The organism is Sphingobacterium haloxyli (assembly GCF_002980525.1).
Lineage (GTDB): Bacteria > Bacteroidota > Bacteroidia > Sphingobacteriales > Sphingobacteriaceae > Sphingobacterium > Sphingobacterium haloxyli.
Genome location: NZ_PVBQ01000001.1, coordinates 432335 through 451079 on the forward strand (window position 1 = coordinate 432335; position 18745 = coordinate 451079).

General features: G+C 43.2%; 15 protein-coding genes. 13 read left to right on the forward strand and 2 right to left on the reverse strand.

Annotation, left to right across the window (positions count from 1 at the left end):
• The first annotated feature begins 318 nt into the window (after window positions 1-318).
• The 13 genes from C5745_RS01470 to ilvA all read left to right on the forward strand — a co-directional run bounded on the left by C5745_RS01470 (window position 319) and on the right by ilvA (window position 14781).
• On the forward strand, window positions 319-1209 hold the full coding sequence (locus C5745_RS01470; protein ID WP_105715161.1) for a branched-chain amino acid transaminase: 891 nt from the start codon (window positions 319-321) through the stop codon (window positions 1207-1209).
• Window positions 1193-2893, forward strand: a complete 1701-nt coding sequence (gene ilvD, locus C5745_RS01475; RefSeq protein WP_105715162.1) for a dihydroxy-acid dehydratase — start codon at window positions 1193-1195, stop codon at window positions 2891-2893. The genes C5745_RS01470 and ilvD overlap by 17 nt, the downstream gene beginning before the upstream one ends.
• A 58-nt stretch (window positions 2894-2951) precedes the next feature.
• On the forward strand, window positions 2952-4694 hold the full coding sequence (gene ilvB, locus C5745_RS01480; protein WP_105715163.1) for a biosynthetic-type acetolactate synthase large subunit: 1743 nt from the start codon (window positions 2952-2954) through the stop codon (window positions 4692-4694).
• An 11-nt stretch (window positions 4695-4705) separates the two neighbouring features.
• Window positions 4706-5296 carry an acetolactate synthase small subunit gene (gene ilvN, locus C5745_RS01485; RefSeq protein ID WP_105715164.1) on the forward strand — a complete coding sequence of 197 codons (591 nt, stop codon included), beginning with the start codon at window positions 4706-4708 and terminating at the stop codon, window positions 5294-5296.
• A gap of 11 nt (window positions 5297-5307) precedes the next feature.
• On the forward strand, window positions 5308-5775 hold the full coding sequence (locus C5745_RS01490) for a DinB family protein (RefSeq protein WP_105715165.1): 468 nt from the start codon (window positions 5308-5310) through the stop codon (window positions 5773-5775).
• 36 nt (window positions 5776-5811) lie between these two features.
• Window positions 5812-7293 (forward strand): ketol-acid reductoisomerase, encoded by a 1482-nt coding sequence (gene ilvC / locus C5745_RS01495; RefSeq protein WP_105715166.1) that lies wholly within the window; start codon window positions 5812-5814, stop codon window positions 7291-7293.
• 89 nt (window positions 7294-7382) lie between these two features.
• Window positions 7383-8780, forward strand: a complete 1398-nt coding sequence (gene leuC, locus C5745_RS01500; protein ID WP_105715167.1) for a 3-isopropylmalate dehydratase large subunit — start codon at window positions 7383-7385, stop codon at window positions 8778-8780.
• 10 nt (window positions 8781-8790) lie between these two features.
• The gene (leuD, locus tag C5745_RS01505) at window positions 8791-9375 is read left to right on the forward strand and encodes a 3-isopropylmalate dehydratase small subunit (RefSeq protein WP_105715168.1); all 585 of its coding nucleotides are present in this window, start codon (window positions 8791-8793) and stop codon (window positions 9373-9375) included.
• On the forward strand, window positions 9375-10826 hold the full coding sequence (locus tag C5745_RS01510; protein WP_207795683.1) for an ATP-binding cassette domain-containing protein: 1452 nt from the start codon (window positions 9375-9377) through the stop codon (window positions 10824-10826). The genes leuD and C5745_RS01510 overlap by 1 nt, the downstream gene beginning before the upstream one ends.
• A 13-nt stretch (window positions 10827-10839) precedes the next feature.
• A complete protein-coding gene (gene leuB / locus C5745_RS01515; protein ID WP_105715170.1) occupies window positions 10840-11913 on the forward strand; it encodes a 3-isopropylmalate dehydrogenase in 1074 nt (357 codons plus the stop codon).
• A 103-nt stretch (window positions 11914-12016) separates the two neighbouring features.
• Window positions 12017-13171 (forward strand): 2-isopropylmalate synthase, encoded by a 1155-nt coding sequence (locus C5745_RS01520; RefSeq protein WP_105715171.1) that lies wholly within the window; start codon window positions 12017-12019, stop codon window positions 13169-13171.
• 2 nt (window positions 13172-13173) lie between these two features.
• On the forward strand, window positions 13174-13539 hold the full coding sequence (locus C5745_RS01525; protein WP_105715172.1) for a YraN family protein: 366 nt from the start codon (window positions 13174-13176) through the stop codon (window positions 13537-13539).
• Window positions 13540-13542: 3 nt separating this feature from the next.
• Window positions 13543-14781 carry a threonine ammonia-lyase IlvA gene (ilvA, locus tag C5745_RS01530; RefSeq protein ID WP_105715173.1) on the forward strand — a complete coding sequence of 413 codons (1239 nt, stop codon included), beginning with the start codon at window positions 13543-13545 and terminating at the stop codon, window positions 14779-14781.
• Window positions 14782-14823: 42 nt separating this feature from the next.
• On the opposite strand, the gene C5745_RS01535 is transcribed toward ilvA, so the two are convergent.
• Both C5745_RS01535 and C5745_RS01540 read right to left on the reverse strand, forming a co-directional pair.
• Window positions 14824-17229 (reverse strand): S9 family peptidase, encoded by a 2406-nt coding sequence (locus C5745_RS01535; protein WP_105715174.1) that lies wholly within the window; start codon window positions 17227-17229, stop codon window positions 14824-14826.
• 41 nt (window positions 17230-17270) lie between these two features.
• The gene (locus tag C5745_RS01540; RefSeq protein WP_105715175.1) at window positions 17271-18740 is read right to left on the reverse strand and encodes a S41 family peptidase; all 1470 of its coding nucleotides are present in this window, start codon (window positions 18738-18740) and stop codon (window positions 17271-17273) included.
• Window positions 18741-18745: the final 5 nt, after the last annotated feature.

Genomic DNA, 18745 nt, shown 5'->3' on the forward strand with positions numbered 1-18745 from the left:
TTAAAAAAATACATTTTAATTTATAGCCCACGGTTTAAACCGCGGGCTATTTTTTTTAACTTTCCTTTGACTTTTGTCCATTTTAAGAAGAATTTTGCACTTTTTCGGTAAAGACGTCATTTTGAACAACTATACCAATTTTAATTTTAGTCTACCAACATAAAAATTTTAAATCACAAAATCATAATATATCAAAACAACATTCTTTACAACTCAATAAATCAAAATAATAAACTTTTTCAAAATACTTTGTTTTCCTATTGTAAAGAATTTTTAATAGCGCTAACTTGACCATAGCGAAAAGGGGAGGGCTCTAGCATGCAGTATTATAATCAAGACACTTACATTTATTTGGACGGAAATTTTGTAAAGGCTACAGATGCTGGAATAGATTTATTCGGTCAATCGTTGCATTATGGGTACGGCGCTTTCGAAGGGTTGAGAGCGTACAGTACACATCATGGCACAAGAATTTTTAAAGCTGAAGAACATTTCGCCCGTTTACAGCGATCATGTCAAGCCATCGATCTTCCTTACCATTGGAACGTTCCGGTATTGATAGAAAAATCGTACGCGTTATTAGAGGCAAATAATCTGCGATCTGCTTATATCCGCCCGCTTGTGTTTTCTGGCTCAAACATGCACCTTACTTCGGCAAAAGACGCACATATCATGATTGCTGCGTGGGAATGGGGACCGTATCTAGGACAAAATCTTCTCCGCGTGTGCACTTCTGAAATTCAGCGGCCCAATCCGAAGTCTTTTCGGATAGAAGCAAAAGTATCGGGGCAATACATCAATGCTATCCTTGCTTCAAGCGATGCTATCAAACAAGGGTTTGATGAAGCGCTTATGTTGAGCCAAGATGGATATATTGCGCAGGCCTCCAGTGAAAATCTTTTTATCGAAAAGGATTTTAAGCTATACACACCACCATTGGATCATGTATTCCCGGGAATTACCCGGCAGACCGTCATGGAGTTGTGCAAGAACTTAAACATTGAGGTAGTGGAAAAAAAATTGACCGTTCAAGATGTCCACGAAGCAGATAGTGCTTTTTTGTGTGGAACTGCAGCTGAAATTATCGGCATCAAAGAAGTGGACGGCATTACATATAGAGAAGACTGGGAGCATACAATAGGCGCTTCCGTACAAAGGAAATATAAAAAATTAGTTTTAGAAGAAGAGAATTATGAAGTCATCATCTGACGAGAAAAATGTCATGAACAAGTACAGTCGCATCTTTACACAAGATGAAACACAGCCTGCAGCAAAAGCTATGTTGTACGGCATCGGGCTTACGGATGCCGATATGGATAAAGCGCAAGTAGGTATAGCCAGCATGGGGTACGATGGGAATACCTGTAACATGCACTTGAATGATCTGGCCCAGTTGGTAAAGCAAGGCGTATGGGGTAGTGATTTAGTCGGACTTACTTTTGGAACAATCGGTGTAAGTGATGGCATGAGCAACGGTACAGAAGGAATGCGCTATTCGTTGGTATCACGTGATGTCATTGCAGACAGTATCGAAACAATTTGCGGTGGTCAATATTATGATGGTGTGGTAGCGATTCCTGGTTGTGATAAGAACATGCCGGGCGCCATTATGGCGATGGGTAGATTGAACCGTCCTTCTATTATGGTATACGGAGGCACGATAGCTCCGGGTCATTACAAAGGTGAAGAATTAAATATTGTATCCGCCTTTGAAGCCTTGGGCAAAAAAATTGCGGGCACCATTTCGGATGAGGATTACGATGGTGTTATCCGTCATACTTGCCCCGGCGCAGGTGCTTGTGGCGGAATGTACACCGCCAACACGATGGCATCTGCTATTGAGGCCTTAGGCATGAGCTTACCATACTCCTCTTCTAACCCTGCGATATCAGAGGAGAAAAAGAACGAATGTTTAGCGGTTGGAAAATACATGCACACGCTTTTGGAGAGAGACATCAAACCCACGGACATTATGACGCGCAAAGCGTTCGAAAATGCAATGCGTGTAATTGTTGTCATGGGTGGATCGACAAATGCGGTCTTGCATTTTATCGCGATCGGCAAAGCGGTCGGTGTTGATATCACACCAGACGACTTCCAGCGTATGTCTGACGAAACACCTGTGTTAGCAGACTTCAAGCCATCGGGCAAATTCTTGATGCAAGACCTACAGCAGTACGGTGGCACTCCTGCCGTCATGAGGTATCTGCTAGATGAGGGTCTACTACACGGGGAGTGTCTAACCGTAACTGGAAAAACCGTGGCGGAAAATTTAGCGGGTGTCAAATCGATTATGGCATACGATCAATCGATTATACAACCGTTGGACAACCCGATCAAGAAAACAGGACACTTACAAATTCTTTACGGAAACTTAGCTGAAGAAGGTTCGGTAGCGAAAATTTCAGGTAAAGAAGGGGAGAAATTTACGGGTACAGCCCGCGTGTTTGACGGAGAACAGGATTTGGCAAAAGGCGTGGCTTCTGGCCGTGTTAAGCCAGGCGATGTTATTGTCATCAAAAACGAAGGTCCGAAAGGTGCGCCTGGCATGCCTGAAATGCTGAAACCAACTTCTTTGATTATAGGAGCAGGTCTCGGGAAATCCGTTGCTTTGATTACAGACGGCCGTTTCTCTGGGGGTACTCACGGTTTCGTCGTCGGTCACATCACCCCTGAAGCATACGAGGGCGGACTTATTGGCCTCGTCCAAGATGATGATATCATCGAAATTGATGCGATAAACAACACCATAAATGTAAACTTGTCGGATGATGAGATTGCTGCTCGCAGAGCAAACTGGAAGCAACCGGCGTTAAAAGTAAACAAAGGTGTATTATATAAATATGCGAAGACTGTTGCCAACGCTTCACAGGGATGTGTAACGGATCTTTAAAAGAGTGATGAGTGAAGCGCGATAAGTAAAAGTACTAAAACATAGATACTAAAGGAATATGAGTACACTGGAAAAAACACGATCAAAGCCACAAGAACCCAAAGCTTCCACCACCCAAATCAGTGGATCGCAAGCTGTATTGGAGGCTTTGATTCAAGAGGGAGTAGATACCCTATTTGGTTATCCCGGGGGGGCGATTATGCCTATATACGATGCATTATACGATTATAATGACAGACTAAAACATATCTTGGTTCGCCATGAACAGGGAGGGATTCATGCTGCCCAGGGCTATGCCCGTACCTCCGGCCGTGTTGGTGTCGCTTTTGCGACAAGTGGCCCAGGGGCAACTAATCTAGTTACCGGTCTAGCTGACGCCATGATCGATAGTAATCCTATCGTATGCGTTACGGGACAAGTGTTTGCCTCCTTATTGGGAACAGATGCCTTCCAGGAAACGGACGTCATCAATATTACCACACCGGTCACTAAATGGAACTATCAAGTTACCGATGCTACAGAGATCCCAAGTGTGTTAGCAAAAGCTTTCTATATAGCAAAAACCGGACGTCCCGGTCCCGTTTTAATTGATATTACAAAAAACGCACAAATACAATTGTTTGATTACAAGGGCTATGAAAAATGTGATCATGTTCGCAGCTACAGGCCAAAGCCGATTGTGCGCAACGAATATATAGAAAAGGCAGCTGAGCTTATAAACAGCGCGAAGAAACCTTTCGTTTTGTTCGGGCAAGGTGTCATTTTAGGCAGAGCAGAACAAGATCTCAAAAACTTCATCGAAAAGGGAGGATTTCCCGCAGCTTCGACGGTGATGGGATTGAGTGCTTTGGAAACCGATCATCCATTACATGTTGGCATGTTAGGTATGCATGGGAATTATGCTCCTAATGTCATGACGAATGAATGTGATGTTTTAATTGCCGTTGGGATGCGCTTTGACGATCGGGTAACCGGTCGATTGGACAAATATGCCAAACAGGCAAAAATCGTCCACTTGGATATTGACCCGGCTGAAATAGACAAAAATGTGGCAACCACCGTGCCCGTATGGGGTGATTGTAAGGAGACTCTTCCTATACTCACACAACTCATCCAACGGCATGATCATAGTGCGTGGGTGACGGAATTTCGGGAATTAGAAAAAAAGGAACTTAAAGAAGTCATCCAGGATGAACTGAACCCAACATCGGACGTTATGACGATGGGAGAAGTAATCAAAGTATTAAATGAGCTGACCGGAGGCGATGCCGTTATCGTCACAGATGTAGGACAGCATCAAATGGTTACTTGCCGCTACGCAAAATTCAATAAATCGAAGTCGAACGTTACTTCCGGAGGATTAGGCACGATGGGCTTTGGATTACCTGCGGCTATCGGCGCATGGTATGGAACCCCAGAACGTGATGTCGTAGCGATCATTGGCGACGGTGGAATTCAGATGACCATTCAAGAACTAGGAACAATCATGCAGTTCGGCGCGAAAGTCAAAATTCTGATCCTCAACAACGAGTTTCTAGGCATGGTGCGTCAATGGCAGCAATTATTTAACGATAAACGGTATTCATTTGTCGACATAACGAGTCCAGATTTTGTAACAGTGGCCAAAGGATATCATATTGAAGGAAATAAAATCTCCGAACGTAAAGATCTACGTTCAGCATTAAAGACTATGCTCGACCACGATGGATCATATTTATTGGAGGTTATGGTTGGCAAAGAAAACAATGTTTTCCCGATGGTTCCACAAGGTGCATCGGTATCGGAAATACGTTTAAAGTAAAAACAAAGAAAATGGAAAAACAAGAATATACGATCACGTTATACACAGAGAATTCTATCGGTATGATAGGACGTATCTCTGGCATCTTTTCCAGAAGAAAAATCAACGTAGAAAGCTTGAACACCTCACCCTCAGAGGTAGAAGGGATCCACCGATTCACAATTTTGATTAACGAGAGTGAAGACGTGGTCCGCAAACTGTGTCGACAGATCGAAAAACAAGTGGAGGTCTTAAAAGCTTATTACAATACAGACGAAGAATTAATTTGGCAAGAGCAAGCTCTTTACAAAGTTCCAACAGAGGTTATTGCCGAAAAAGCATCGGTGGAGCGTTTGCTCCGCGAGTACGGCGCCTCCGCCGTGGTTATCCGGCATGATTATACCGTGTTTGAAACGGCAGGCCACCGCGAAGAAATCGACCGTCTAACAGCGGCCCTAGGTGAATATGGACTTATTGAATTTGTGCGTGGTGCGCGTATCGCCATCATCAAAGACAGTGCTGGCTTTCATACCAAAATAAAACAATTTGAACGCGAAGAACCTTCTCCAGAGATCGTAGAAAATGAATATCTTGATCAGCAGGAGAGAGTGTTTACTATGTAGATGGAAAGAAAATGACAGAAACTTTTAAATTTATCCTAGATACGAGGAAAGCTTTTATCCAGTTACTAGAGGGACTTTCTTTAGAACAAATCAACCAAATTCCAACTGGCTTTAATAATAACATCGCCTGGAACTTTGGACATATCGTTGTGAGTACACAAACTTTGTGTTATGTGCGGACAGGCATAACCTCCGATACATCATCCGTCAAATATCTAGAAGCCTATAAAAAAGGGTCAAAACCCACCTATTTTGTCTCGGAGGAAGAAGTAGCGGAACTTAAAAATCTAGCGCTTTCTACGATAGAAAAAATCGAAGCGGACTATAAAAAAGGAATATTCCAAAATATCCAGCCGTACGATACAGCAACTTATGGCGCAACGTTGCATAGCTTCGCCGAAGTGCTGATCACCACTTCGGGGCACGACAACCTGCATTTAGGTTACGCCATAGCGCAACGCCGAGCAATAACAAAATAAATCAATCAAAAACAACGTATTATAATAACAGAAACAATGGCAAATTATTTTAACACATTACCTCTTAGAGAGCAATTAAACCAATTGGGACACGCTGAATTTATGGATTCAAATGAATTTTCAGATGGCGTCAATGCTTTAAAAGGTAAAAAAATCGTAATCGTAGGGTGTGGTGCCCAAGGCTTGAACCAAGGTCTAAACCTTAGGGATAGCGGATTGGATGTTTCTTATGCATTACGTAAGGAAGCTATTGAACAAAAAAGAGATTCTTGGAAAAATGCAACAGACAACAACTTCAATGTAGGAACCTACGAAGAATTGATTCCAACGGCAGATTTAGTAATCAACCTAACGCCTGATAAACAACACACATCGGTTATCAATGCTGTTCAACCATTAATGAAACAAGGTGCTACGCTATCCTACTCACACGGTTTTAACATTGTGGAAGAAGGTATGCAGATACGTGAAGACATTACGGTTATCATGGTAGCACCAAAATGTCCTGGCTCTGAAGTCCGTGCTGAATATTTGAGAGGTTTCGGTGTTCCTACGTTAATTGCGGTACACCCAGAAAATGACCCGGAAGGTAAGGGGTGGCCTTACGCAAAAGCATATTGTGTAGGCACAGGTGGACACCGCGCAGGTGTATTGAAGTCTTCCTTTGTCGCCGAAGTTAAATCTGACTTGATGGGCGAGCAAACAATCCTTTGTGGCCTGTTACAAACCGGCTCGATCTTATCCTTTGATAAAATGGTAGAAAAAGGTATCGAACCAGGTTACGCTTCGAAATTAGTACAATATGGCGTGGAGGTCATCACAGAAGCTTTGAAACACGGTGGTGTGAGCGGCATGATGGATCGTTTGTCTAACCCTGCAAAAATCAAAGCTTTCCAAGTATCTGAAGAACTAAAAGATATTATGCGTCCATTGTTCCAAAAACACCAAGACGATATCATGTCAGGCGAATTTAGCAAAACGATGATGACAGATTGGGCAAACGGAGATGCCAATTTATTAAAGTGGAGAGCAGAAACAGGAGAAACGGCTTTTGAAAAAACGCCTGCCGGTGACGTAAAAATCAGCGAACAGGAATACTTTGACAATTATCTGTTGATGGTCGCTTTCGTAAGAGCAGGTGTAGAATTAGCATTTGAAACGATGGTGGAAGCAGGTATTAAACCAGAATCCGCATATTACGAGTCACTGCATGAAACACCGTTGATTGCAAACACAATTGCTCGTAAAAAATTATTCGAAATGAATCGGGTCATTTCAGACACGGCTGAATATGGGTGTTACTTATTCGATCAAGCATGTAAACCATTGTTGGCAGATTTCATGAAAAAGGTAGATACCGATTTAGTTGGCAAAAACTTCAACGAAGGAAAAGACGGCTCCGTAGACAATGTCCAGCTTGTACAAGTGAATGAAATCTTACGCAACCACCCTGTAGAAACCGTGGGCGTCAGATTACGTAAAGCGATGACAGCAATGAAGGCTATCAAAACCGTTTAAGAGAGCGTTAAGGTGATAAAGGGGTTACAAGGTTACGGGAATAGATATCTATCTTGTAACTTTGTAACTATTTTACAAAAAAGAGAGAAATGGGAAAAACATTAGTAGAGAAGATCTGGGATGCGCACGTCGTCAAGCGCCAAGAGGGCTTCCCAGATATTTTATATATAGATACACATTTGATTCATGAGGTAACGTCTCCTCAAGCATTCGACGGATTGCGGAAACGAGGAATACCCGTTTTTCGTCCGAATCAAACGGTGGCTACTGCTGACCACAACGTACCTACCCTTAATCAACACCTCCCGATTCAAGAAGAACTATCACGCTATCAAGTGGATATGTTGACTAAGAACTGTGAGGAGTTTGGGATTGAATTATATGGTTTAGGTCATCCTTATCAAGGTATCGTCCATGTTATTGGTCCAGAGTTGGGTATCACCCAACCGGGGAAGACAATGGTATGCGGAGACAGCCATACTTCTACGCACGGTGCGTTTGGTGCCATCGCATTTGGGATTGGCACATCGCAGGTAGAACAGGTATTTGCTACACAATGTTTATTGCAGCAAAAGCCAAAAACAATGAAAATCGAAGTTAACGGAGAGCTGGCAAAAGGCGTTGGGGCAAAAGATATTGTCTTATATATTATATCTAAAACAACCGCTGCCGGCGGCACAGGATATTTCGTAGAATTTGCAGGTTCAGCCATTCGTTCGTTAAGTATGGAAGGACGGATGACGGTTTGTAACATGAGTATAGAAATGGGCGCCCGAGGTGGACTAATTGCTCCAGATCAAACCACCTTCGACTATGTTCATGGTCGGGAATTTGCGCCTAAGGGAGAAGAGTGGGATAAGGCTCTTGCCTATTGGCAGACATTATATTCCGATGAAGATGCGCAATTCGATGCGGTACTGGAATTCGACGCGGCCGATATTCAGCCGATGATTACCTACGGCACAAATCCTGGAATGGGGATTGGCATTTCTGATGCAATTCCGGCAACCTCTAATCAACCCGAATCAGAACGTCCATCGTTTAAAAAAGCATTGGATTATATGGGCTTCCGTGATAATGAAACATTGTTAGGACATCCAGTAGATTATGTTTTCATAGGCTCTTGTACCAACTCTCGTATTGAGGATTTACGGGCCGTTGCTTCATTTGTACAAGGAAAGAAAAAAGCAGATAATGTGGAAGTGTGGATAGTTCCGGGTTCTAAACAGGTAGAAACGCAAGCAAAAAAAGAAGGTATCGACAAAATATTCGAAGAGGCTGGTTTTGTGCTTCGTGAACCGGGCTGTTCGGCCTGTTTGGGCATGAATGAAGACAAAATTCCAGCGGGAAAATATTGTGTTTCAACTTCTAATAGAAACTTCGAAGGCCGGCAGGGTCCGAATGCCCGCACCATGCTTGCTAGTCCACTGACCGCTGCCGCCGCTGCAGTTAGTGGTAAGATTGTTGACATTCGGGAATTGATTTAAGGAGGCTGAAATGAAAAAATTTGAAAAATTAACATCTACGGTAGTTCCGCTACCTATCGAAAATATCGACACCGATCAGATTATCCCTGCGCGTTTTTTAAAAGCAACCACCAGAGAAGGGTTTGGCAACAATTTATTTCGCGACTGGCGTTATGATAGCGACGGGCAACCGAAAGCGGATTTTGTGATGAACGATTCTACATACAGCGGAAAAATATTGGTAGCCGGCAAAAACTTTGGCTGCGGGTCTTCCCGCGAGCATGCCGCATGGGCTATCCAAGATTATGGCTTTGATATTGTCATCAGTTCATTCTTTGCCGATATTTTCAAAGGCAACGCGCTAAACAATGGTGTATTGCCCATCACCGTTCCCGATGAATTTTTAGAACAAATATTCGATGCTGTTTTTGCGGATCCCAATGCGGAACTAACTGTTGATTTAGTGGCGCAAACAGTAACTATCAACGCCACTGGAGCCAACTTTGTATTTGAAATCAATCCCTATAAAAAATCTTGTTTAATCAATGGTTACGATGATATAGACTACATCTTGAGCCATAAAAATGTGATTGAAGCATACGAACAACAACGATAATGGAACAGCCTGTCGTCCATATCGCCCAATTGAATCTCCAATACGCCGGTCAGGCGGTGTTGTCAGATTTCAATTGGGCTGTATATCCAGGCGAAAATTGGGTTATCGGCGGTAAAAGCGGGACAGGAAAAACTTCGTTAGCTAAAGCGATTGTAGGAGAAGAGAAAGCTAGAGGAGAGATTATTTTCCATTTTGATGAACATAGCGCGTGCCCACCACGCGCTTATTACGTATCCAATTGGTATCAGTTTACCAACTTAGAAGGAGACCGTAACTTTTATTATCAACAGCGTTACAATAAATTCCAGAAAAACGATACGCTGACCGTTTACGCTGACCTCTTACATTTCGGTCATAAAAATGGTCTGGATTATACGGATGCCGAGCCTATTTTGTATGCACTGGGTTTCGAAAACTGTAAAGATACACAGCTGATCGAACTGTCTAGTGGCGAGCATAAAAAACTGCAATTGGTACAGGCTCTCTGGCTTAAGCCGCAACTTTTAATCATCGACGAACCGTTTACGGGACTCGACAAACAATCGAGAGCCAACCTTTTGGACATTTTCAATGAAATTGCTCATGGAGGAACAACGTTGATCTTAATTACGAATGATTCACAACTCCCCTCTTGCATCAATCGTTTTGCTGAAATTCAAAACGGTCAACTCAAAGTGGTGGAACAGGCAAAGGATTTTTCAAGAGATGACGTTCGCGAAAAGAAACCCCTTCCCTATTTTTTACAAAAGGAGCCAGAAATCATTAGCCAAACGATAGTCGAACTGAAAAATGTATCTGTTCGCTATGGCAACAAAATCGTGTTAAAAAATATAAGTTGGCAAGTACAAGCAGGTGAAAAGTGGTTATTGCAGGGACCAAATGGCTCAGGTAAATCTACTTTACTGAGCTTATTGAATGGGGATCATCCCCAAGCCTATGCTTCTGACGTTTGGCTGTTCGGAACCAAGCGCGGCTCAGGCGAAAGCATTTGGGACATTAAGGAAAAGATAGGCATTATCTCGCCGGAGATGCATTGGTATTTCGACCGAAACGCTACTGTATGGCATACGGTGGCCTCCGGCTTTTACGATAGCATAGGATGGTTTACTAATGTAAAGTACGAAGAGAAAAGACATATGGAGCAATTGTTGGATTTCTTCGATTTGTTGCCCTATAAGGACCAATTGCTTCATACGCTTCCCTTAGGAAAACAGCGTTTGGCACTTTTGGCAAGAACGATTATCAAAAATCCTCCGCTGCTGATACTAGATGAACCCTGTCAGGGGTTGGATGTCGCCCAAACCATACATTTCAATGCGGTGGTAGACGAGTTGTGTGCATATGGCAATACATTGATTTATGTTGGTCATTATGAATCACAATTGCCGTCTTGCATCGAACATAGGCTCGTGTTGGAAAAAGGTGAGGTAGCAACGGAAGTAACGATATAAATAACATATACAGATGAACAAAAATATTTTAATCATCCCCGGAGATGGTATTGGACAAGAAGTAACGACATGGGGAAAACAAGTGCTGGAAACAGTTGCAGCAAAATACGGTCACGAGTTCAGCTTTGACGAGGCTATTATGGGACATACGGCTATCGAGGCAACTGGTAGCCCACTACCCGATGAAACACTGGAAAAAGCGAAAGCCTCTGATGCTATTCTGTTCGGTGCTATCGGACATGCAAAATACGACAATGATCCTTCCGCAAAGGTAAGACCGGAACAAGGCTTATTAAAAATACGAAAAGAGTTAGGCTTGTATGCCAACTTACGTCCAATATTGCTATTTGACGAACTGCTGGAGGCGTCGAGTCTAAAACCAGAGGTTTTACGCGGCACGGATATTTTATTTTTCCGCGAGTTGACAGGTGATGTTTATTTTGGAGAAAAAACACGTAGCGAAGACAACACCTATGCTTCGGATCTAATGAACTATCACCGGTACGAAGTGGAGCGTATTGCCCGTAAAGCCTATGAAGCGGCACGCACCCGCAACAAAAAGCTCTGTTCGGTAGACAAGGCGAACGTACTGGAAACATCCCGGTTGTGGCGAGATGTTGTACAGGAAATTGCGCGGGAATATCCAGATATAGAGACGGAGCATATGTTCATTGACAACGCAGCAATGCAATTGGTGAAGAACCCTAAAAAATTCGACGTGGTATTGACAGCCAATCTTTTTGGCGACATTCTGACAGACGAAGCGTCTCAGATTGCGGGTTCCATGGGTATGTTGGCCTCTGCATCTATTGGTGACGGAACAGGGTTTTTCGAACCTATTCATGGTTCCGCACATGATATTGCTGGGCAGAATAAAGCCAACCCGTTGGCGTCTATATTATCAGCAGCCTTAATGCTCGATATCGCATTCGGCCTACAGGAAGAAGCCAAAGTAGTAACCCAAGCCGTTGCAGATACGTTAAAAGCAGGCTGGAGAACAGGTGATATTGCCAATGCAGAAACACCTTCTACGCATCTCTTGGGTACAAACGAGATGGGGGCTAAAGTATTGGAATATTTGAGATAAGGAAAAGATTTTTTAACTTTAAACAGAGCCTCAATAAGCTCATCGAAGATAATTTTTAACCGATCCGCCGGCTGGCGGGTCATCTTTAGATAATTATAAGACTATGCTACACGATCCTAATCATTTATATATTTTCGATACGACCTTACGCGATGGTGAACAGGTACCGGGTTGTCAATTGACTACCCCGGAAAAGGTAGAAATCGCAAAAGATCTAGAACTTTTGGGAGTTGATATCATTGAAGCGGGATTTCCGGTATCAAGCCCCGGTGATTTCCAATCTGTTGTCGAATTGTCCAAAGCAGTGGACGACGTTATTATCTGTGCGCTGACACGCGCGAATAAGAACGACATTGATGTCGCTGCCGATGCATTGAAATATGCTAAACGCCCCCGTATCCATACCGGCATCGGCTCATCGGATATGCATATACAATACAAATTCAACTCCACGCGTGCGGATATTTTGGAACGTGCCGTTGCAGCGGTAAAACATGCTAAGTCTTACGTTGAGGATGTTGAGTTTTATGCAGAAGATGCCGGGCGGGCAGATTTAGCTTATTTAGCCAGTATGGTGGAAGCCGTTATTGGGGCTGGAGCTACAGTTGTCAATATACCAGACACCAACGGCTATTGCTTGCCCGATCAATATGGCGCCAAAATCAAGTACTTAAAAGAGCATGTGAAAAACATCGATCAAGCCGTCATTTCAGCACATTGTCATAACGACTTAGGGTTAGCCACAGCCAATTCTATTGCCGCTGTTCAAAACGGGGCTCGTCAAGTCGAGTGTACCATCAACGGTATCGGTGAGCGGGCAGGAAACACCTCGCTAGAGGAAGTTGCTATGATCATGCAAGTGCATGCGAGTCAATTTCCTGGCCTAACGTCCAACATCAACAGCAAAATGTTTACGCATATTTCCCGTAAAGTGAGCGCCATGATGCGCATGCCGGTGCAACCGAACAAAGCTATCGTTGGGAAAAATGCATTTGCGCACAGTTCAGGCATACATCAAGACGGGTTCTTAAAGCATCGTGAAAATTACGAGATTATTCGTCCGGAAGATGTGGGCCTAGTGGAAGCCGATATTATCTTGACTGCTCGCTCAGGCCGCCACGCATTAAAACACCATTTGGAGCGTTTGGGATATCAGCTGGATAAAGATAATCTTGCCGTAATCTATGAAAAGTTCCTTGTCATGGCAGATGCAAAAAAAGACATCAATGACGAGGATTTGCACACTTTGTTAAAATAGAAGTGGCTAAGCATTTAGAATTTGGGAGGCATGGTGAATGGGAAGCACAAACGTTCTTACGTTCCCAGGGCTACCAAATTCTACAATTAAATTGGCGATATAAGCGATGGGAAATAGACATCATTGCCAAAGAGGGAGATATACTCGCTTTTATAGAAGTGAAAAGTCGCAGTTCAACCCAATTTGGTGAACCGTTTCAATTTGTTGATTTTAAAAAGCAAAAAAATCTTATCAGGGCAGCCGGTGTTTTCCTAAGGCGAATCAACCACCAGGGCGATATTAGATTTGACATTGTTTCCGTTTATAGTCGTAACGGAAAAAAAGAGATTTCACTCGTTAAAGACGCCTTTTGGGGCAGTTATTCTTAAAAAATGACCTTAAATATAGATTCATTGCAAGCGGCCGAACGCATAAAAGGTATTGTGAACCATACGCCTCTGCAATACAACATACATCTTTCGGAAAAATACGATGCAGCAGTATACTTAAAACGTGAAGACCTACAAGTCGTTCGTTCGTATAAGTTACGCGGTGCGTATAACAAAATTGTCAGTCTGTCAGAGGAAGAAAAGTCCAAAGGTGTTACTTGCGCCAGTGCCGGCAATCATGCACAAGGTGTCGCGCTTTCTTGCAAAAAATTAAATATCAGGGGGGTTATTTTCATGCCTGGCCCTACCCCCCGTCAAAAAATTACACAGACTGAGATGTGGGGCAATGGCAATATCGAAATCGTATTGACCGGAGATACTTTTGATGACTGTCAAAAAGCAGCATTGGAATACACAAAAGAGCACAATATGACGTTCATTCCTCCCTTTGACGACGAAAAAATCATCGAGGGACAAGGTACGGTCGCAGTAGAGATATTGGAAGATCTTCCGGATGTAGACGCTGTTATTATCCCTATAGGGGGAGGAGGGCTATCCTCCGGATTGGGGTACCATATGAAAAAACATGCCCCACACGTGAAACTATACGGCGTAGAGCCCGAGGGAGCCCCGTCCATGATTGCTGCCATGCAAAATAATGGCCCGATAGAATTGGAACATATTAATAAATTCGTGGATGGGGCCGCTGTTAAAAAAATAGGTGTCTTAACGTACGAGATTAGCAGTAAATTACTGGATAGTGTGAAGCCCATACCGGAGGGCAAAATCTGCACGACCATTTTACAACTTTACAATAAAGACGCCATTGTAGCGGAGCCCGCAGGAGCCTTATCGATCGCTGCTTTAGAGTTTCACAAAGAAGAAATAAAAGGAAAAAAAGTCGTTTGTATCGTCTCCGGAGGTAACAACGACATTGACCGTATGAGCGAAATCAAGGAAATGTCGTTGCTCTACGAAGGTTTCAAGCATTATTTTATCGTTCGCTTCCCACAACGCCCAGGCGCTTTACGTTTACTTGTAACCGAAGTACTTGGACCAAAGGACGATATCACCCGATTCGAATATATTAAAAAAACAGAACGTGAAAGAGGGCCGGCATTGATCGGTATCGAACTAAATGACCCAAAGGATTACATCTCTTTTATCGAACGAATGAAATCCTATAAATTTGATTTCATTGAAGTCAATAAGGATCAGACGTTGTTTGAATATTTAGTATAAAAATAAAATGGCGAATCCGCAGATTCGCCATTTTTATTTCTTTTAATTCTTCTTCAAATACTTTTCTAAGAACTGGTCCTGTTCCCACAGGGTATGCAAAATGTTTTCCTCTGCGGCGTATCCGTGTGACTCCAGCGGAAGTAAAACCATACGAACGGGCGCTCCCAAATTCTTTAGTGCCTGAAAGTAACGTTCGGTCTGCAACGTAAATGTACCCGGATTGTTATCCGCATCGCCATGGATCAGTAACATGGGAGTCTTCATCTTTTCCGCGTTCATAAACGGCGACATCCGATTATACAAACCCGGATCGTCCCAATAGTTACGTTGCTCTCTTTGGAAGCCAAACGGGGTAAGTGTACGGTTATAGGCACCAGACCGCGCGATTCCAACCGCAAATAGATCCGAATGGGATAGCAAATTTGCCGTCATAAACGCGCCGTACGAATGCCCACCGACCCCTACTCTGCTCTTGTCGATATACCCCAGGTTATCTACTGCATCAATAGCCGCAGCTCCATTAGCAATTAACTGTTCGATAAAGGTGTCATTGGGCTCTTCCTCTCCCTCGCCTATTATCGGAAAAGCAGCGTTGTCTAATACGGCATACCCCTTAGTTACCCAATATACAAAGGAGCCGTAGGATGGGAAAGTAAATGCATGGGGATTTGCGGTACTTTGCCCTGCCGTGGTCCGGTCTTTATATTCGGTGGGATAAGCCCAGATCAACAAGGGTAGTTTCGCTGACTTCGCCTCTCGGTCATAACCTGCCGGCAGGTATAGTGTACCTGACAAATTTACACCGTCGTTTCTTTTATAATGTATCACCTCTTTATATACGCCTTCCAAGCTTTGGAACGGATTCTTAAAAGCCGTCAAAGCAGTTACTTTGTTCTTTCGGATATTTTTTAAGTAAAAATTGGGATATTCCGTTTGTGACTGTATGGAAACCAAAATATCGCCCTTCTTGACATCGACCAATGAAACGATATCTTCCTTTTTACCGGGGTTGTCCACAGTATAAATGTGCTTTCGGTTCAACGTACTCCAATCCATCTCAGCAATATAGGGAAACTGGCCCTCTTTCGTATAACCGTCGCTCACCCAATAGCTATTGTTCTTATCCATATATATCACATGTCTGCCGTAACCATTACGTGCAGTATATACATCCCCCGGTGCTTTGTATCTATCCTGTGAATTTCTTTCTAAAACCAATCTTTGGTCTTTCGTTTTTGGGTTCAAAGCAAAAATTTTCTCGCTCCGCGTATCATACCAGCTCGTATAAATCAATGCATGCTCGTCATCTCCCCAGATCACGTTAGAAAAGCGATCGGTGACCTTAACTAAGGACACGGGATTCCTATCAAACGGGGCCTCCCAAGAAAATAATTCGTCCCGGTATGTTGCGACTTGTGATGCGTCCCCTCCGTCCAACGCCTCAACATAATATAACGAGGCAGGCTTATCTCCGCGCCAGTACATATGCCGTTTACCTTTCCGTGTAGAAGAAAATCCTTTAGGTTGGATTTCATTCAACGGCACCTCATTCACCACTTTAATTGGGTTCCCTTCTAAATCGTACACCGTGGTTTCCTGCGGAAAGCTACGTAGTGATACCACATAGGAGAAAGGCCTCTTGATTACAGTTACCAATAAATATTGTCCGTCAGGTGAAAACGCATACTGATCGTATAAGGCTTTGTCCAGAAATTTCGACTGCTGACCTTCCAGATTTACTGTATATAGTTCCGACTGGGCTAATGTTTCGAAATTAGCCTCATCATGCGGATTCTTCAACAGGTCTTGATAGGTTCGCAGTTGCGAAATCTGTCCATCACTGGTGGACACTATAGGTCCTATAGGCAGGTCCTTACTGCTATCGATAAGGGCAGGTCTTTCCGTCGGAAGTTTGCTGATCAATAACGCGTTGCCGTCGCCATACCAAGTGTAAGGTCTACCCATAGCCGCGTTTAAATCGGTATCGGTCAATTTTCGCGCTTGGGCAGTTTCCAGTTCTACCACCCACAACTCAACCCCGTCGGCCGCTGTGTGTGTCAAGGCCAAAAACTTATCATCTGGAGAAAAGCTCATATTGGCTATCCGAGGATGCTCCGGCAAGCCGGATACCTCCACCTCTCCATCATCGCCCAATCTCTTTAAACGGATATCATTAACATACGTTACCCGGCTCGAAATATTCGTTATCGGGTTGATACGCAGCCCCGCTAGCCGCACTTCTTGCTGATTTAACTCCTCCAAACTTTTATAAGTAGCTCGATAAGATAAAACCATCCATTGTTTGTCTGGACTCAACATTACACTGGGCGGACGCTTAAAATCGGCTAAAGCTAAAATTTCCTCGCTAGGCTTTTGATAGGTTACGCTTTCCTGTGCATGTAGTAGCCCGAAAAAAGATAGAAGCAAAAAAGCAATCGTGAATCTCATAGAAGTTGTGGTTATTTTAAATTAAGATTTTCAGCGTAAATTTAGTTATTCATTTTCAACATATTTCGTTCTCTCGGTTTATTGATGATGCCTAATTTCGCACCGTGCTGTGTCACGCTGCTCTTTCTGGACGAAGCGCGCATACTTGGCTTAGGGACACCCGCCAAGTCCAAAGCTTTTGCAATCATGTTCTCGGTTGCATCACCAAAATCTTTGAAGATATAATCATCTATATTATCTTCATCGACATTCATCCCGTTCCAATAATCGGTATACCCCCCAGCATTAATGGTCTTGAAAGAAGTAACCCAAAGCGTAACATCGTCCGTTATCTCCTCGGGAAAGAAACCTACAGGTTTGCCATACGTTCTATCCGTCTCGGCAATCAGAACCACGTTTAAATACGGTTTAAGCACACTGATAAGTAATTCAGCTGCGGAAGCCGTTTGCTCTGTCACCAAGACATAGATGTTCTCCAATTCCAGTTGGCTGTTTCGATTTTCCAAATAAACATCTTGAAAACTGGCTTTATGCTGCGAAGATGTCGCCAAATAATCGTTGACTACGTATTTGAACATCAGTTTACCGTCATCTGCAGCATTAACCATTTTGTTAGCAAGATATTCGGCAGTACTCACATAGCCCCCAGTATTATATCGTAAGTCCAAGATAAGATCTTTAATATTGGCATCTTTAAATGAGGCAAAGATCTCCTCGAGCTTTATATAGTTTTGATGTGTATTGGGCCACACCTCTTCAAAAGAGGAGTACGCCAGATAACCAATATTTTTATCTGGGTAAGTATAAACCGAATCTAAAATAACAGGGTCGATTTCATAGGCATCCTCATATCCTAACGTAAACACTTTTTCCTCTCCACTCGCTGTCTCCACTTTTAATTTCAAGGAGCTCGCTTCCAATGCAGCTTCCAACTTTGCCCCAACACGTCGTACATCGGTCTGGTTTAGATTACTGCCATTATATCCAACGGTAATATCCTCATCTTCATTGACAGCGTATACGATCGATCCCCGTGTGACGCCCTCCTTCTGTGCAGGGGACCCTCCTTCAACAAAGAAAATAACGGGATAGGCTACTGTTGCCGAAGAAGAAAGTATACCCCAACCGTAATAAAGTCCATACCCCTCATTGGTATCCATTCGAAATCCGTCGGTATAGCTTAAATTTCCGTCTGCACTAGATTCGTCTAAAAAGGAAAAACGGTCAATACTTCCGTTATACCCAGCATAAAAAGGCGTCATATTTTTCAAGGCAGCCAAGAGATTGTTGTTAGAAGAGTACTTCTTCACAAACTCCAACCGCCCTTCCTCGTCAAGATCGGGAATCTGCTCTGTCCATAAGGAATACTTATTAAAATAATCGTAGATATCTCCCTTAATGAAATCATCTTCGGTAGGTTCTGGCTTTGGTTCTACAGGCGGTTTTATTTCCTTCTTACAAGCAAATAAAAGCCCTAAACAGCATAACAATAAATATTTATATAGGTTCATTTAAT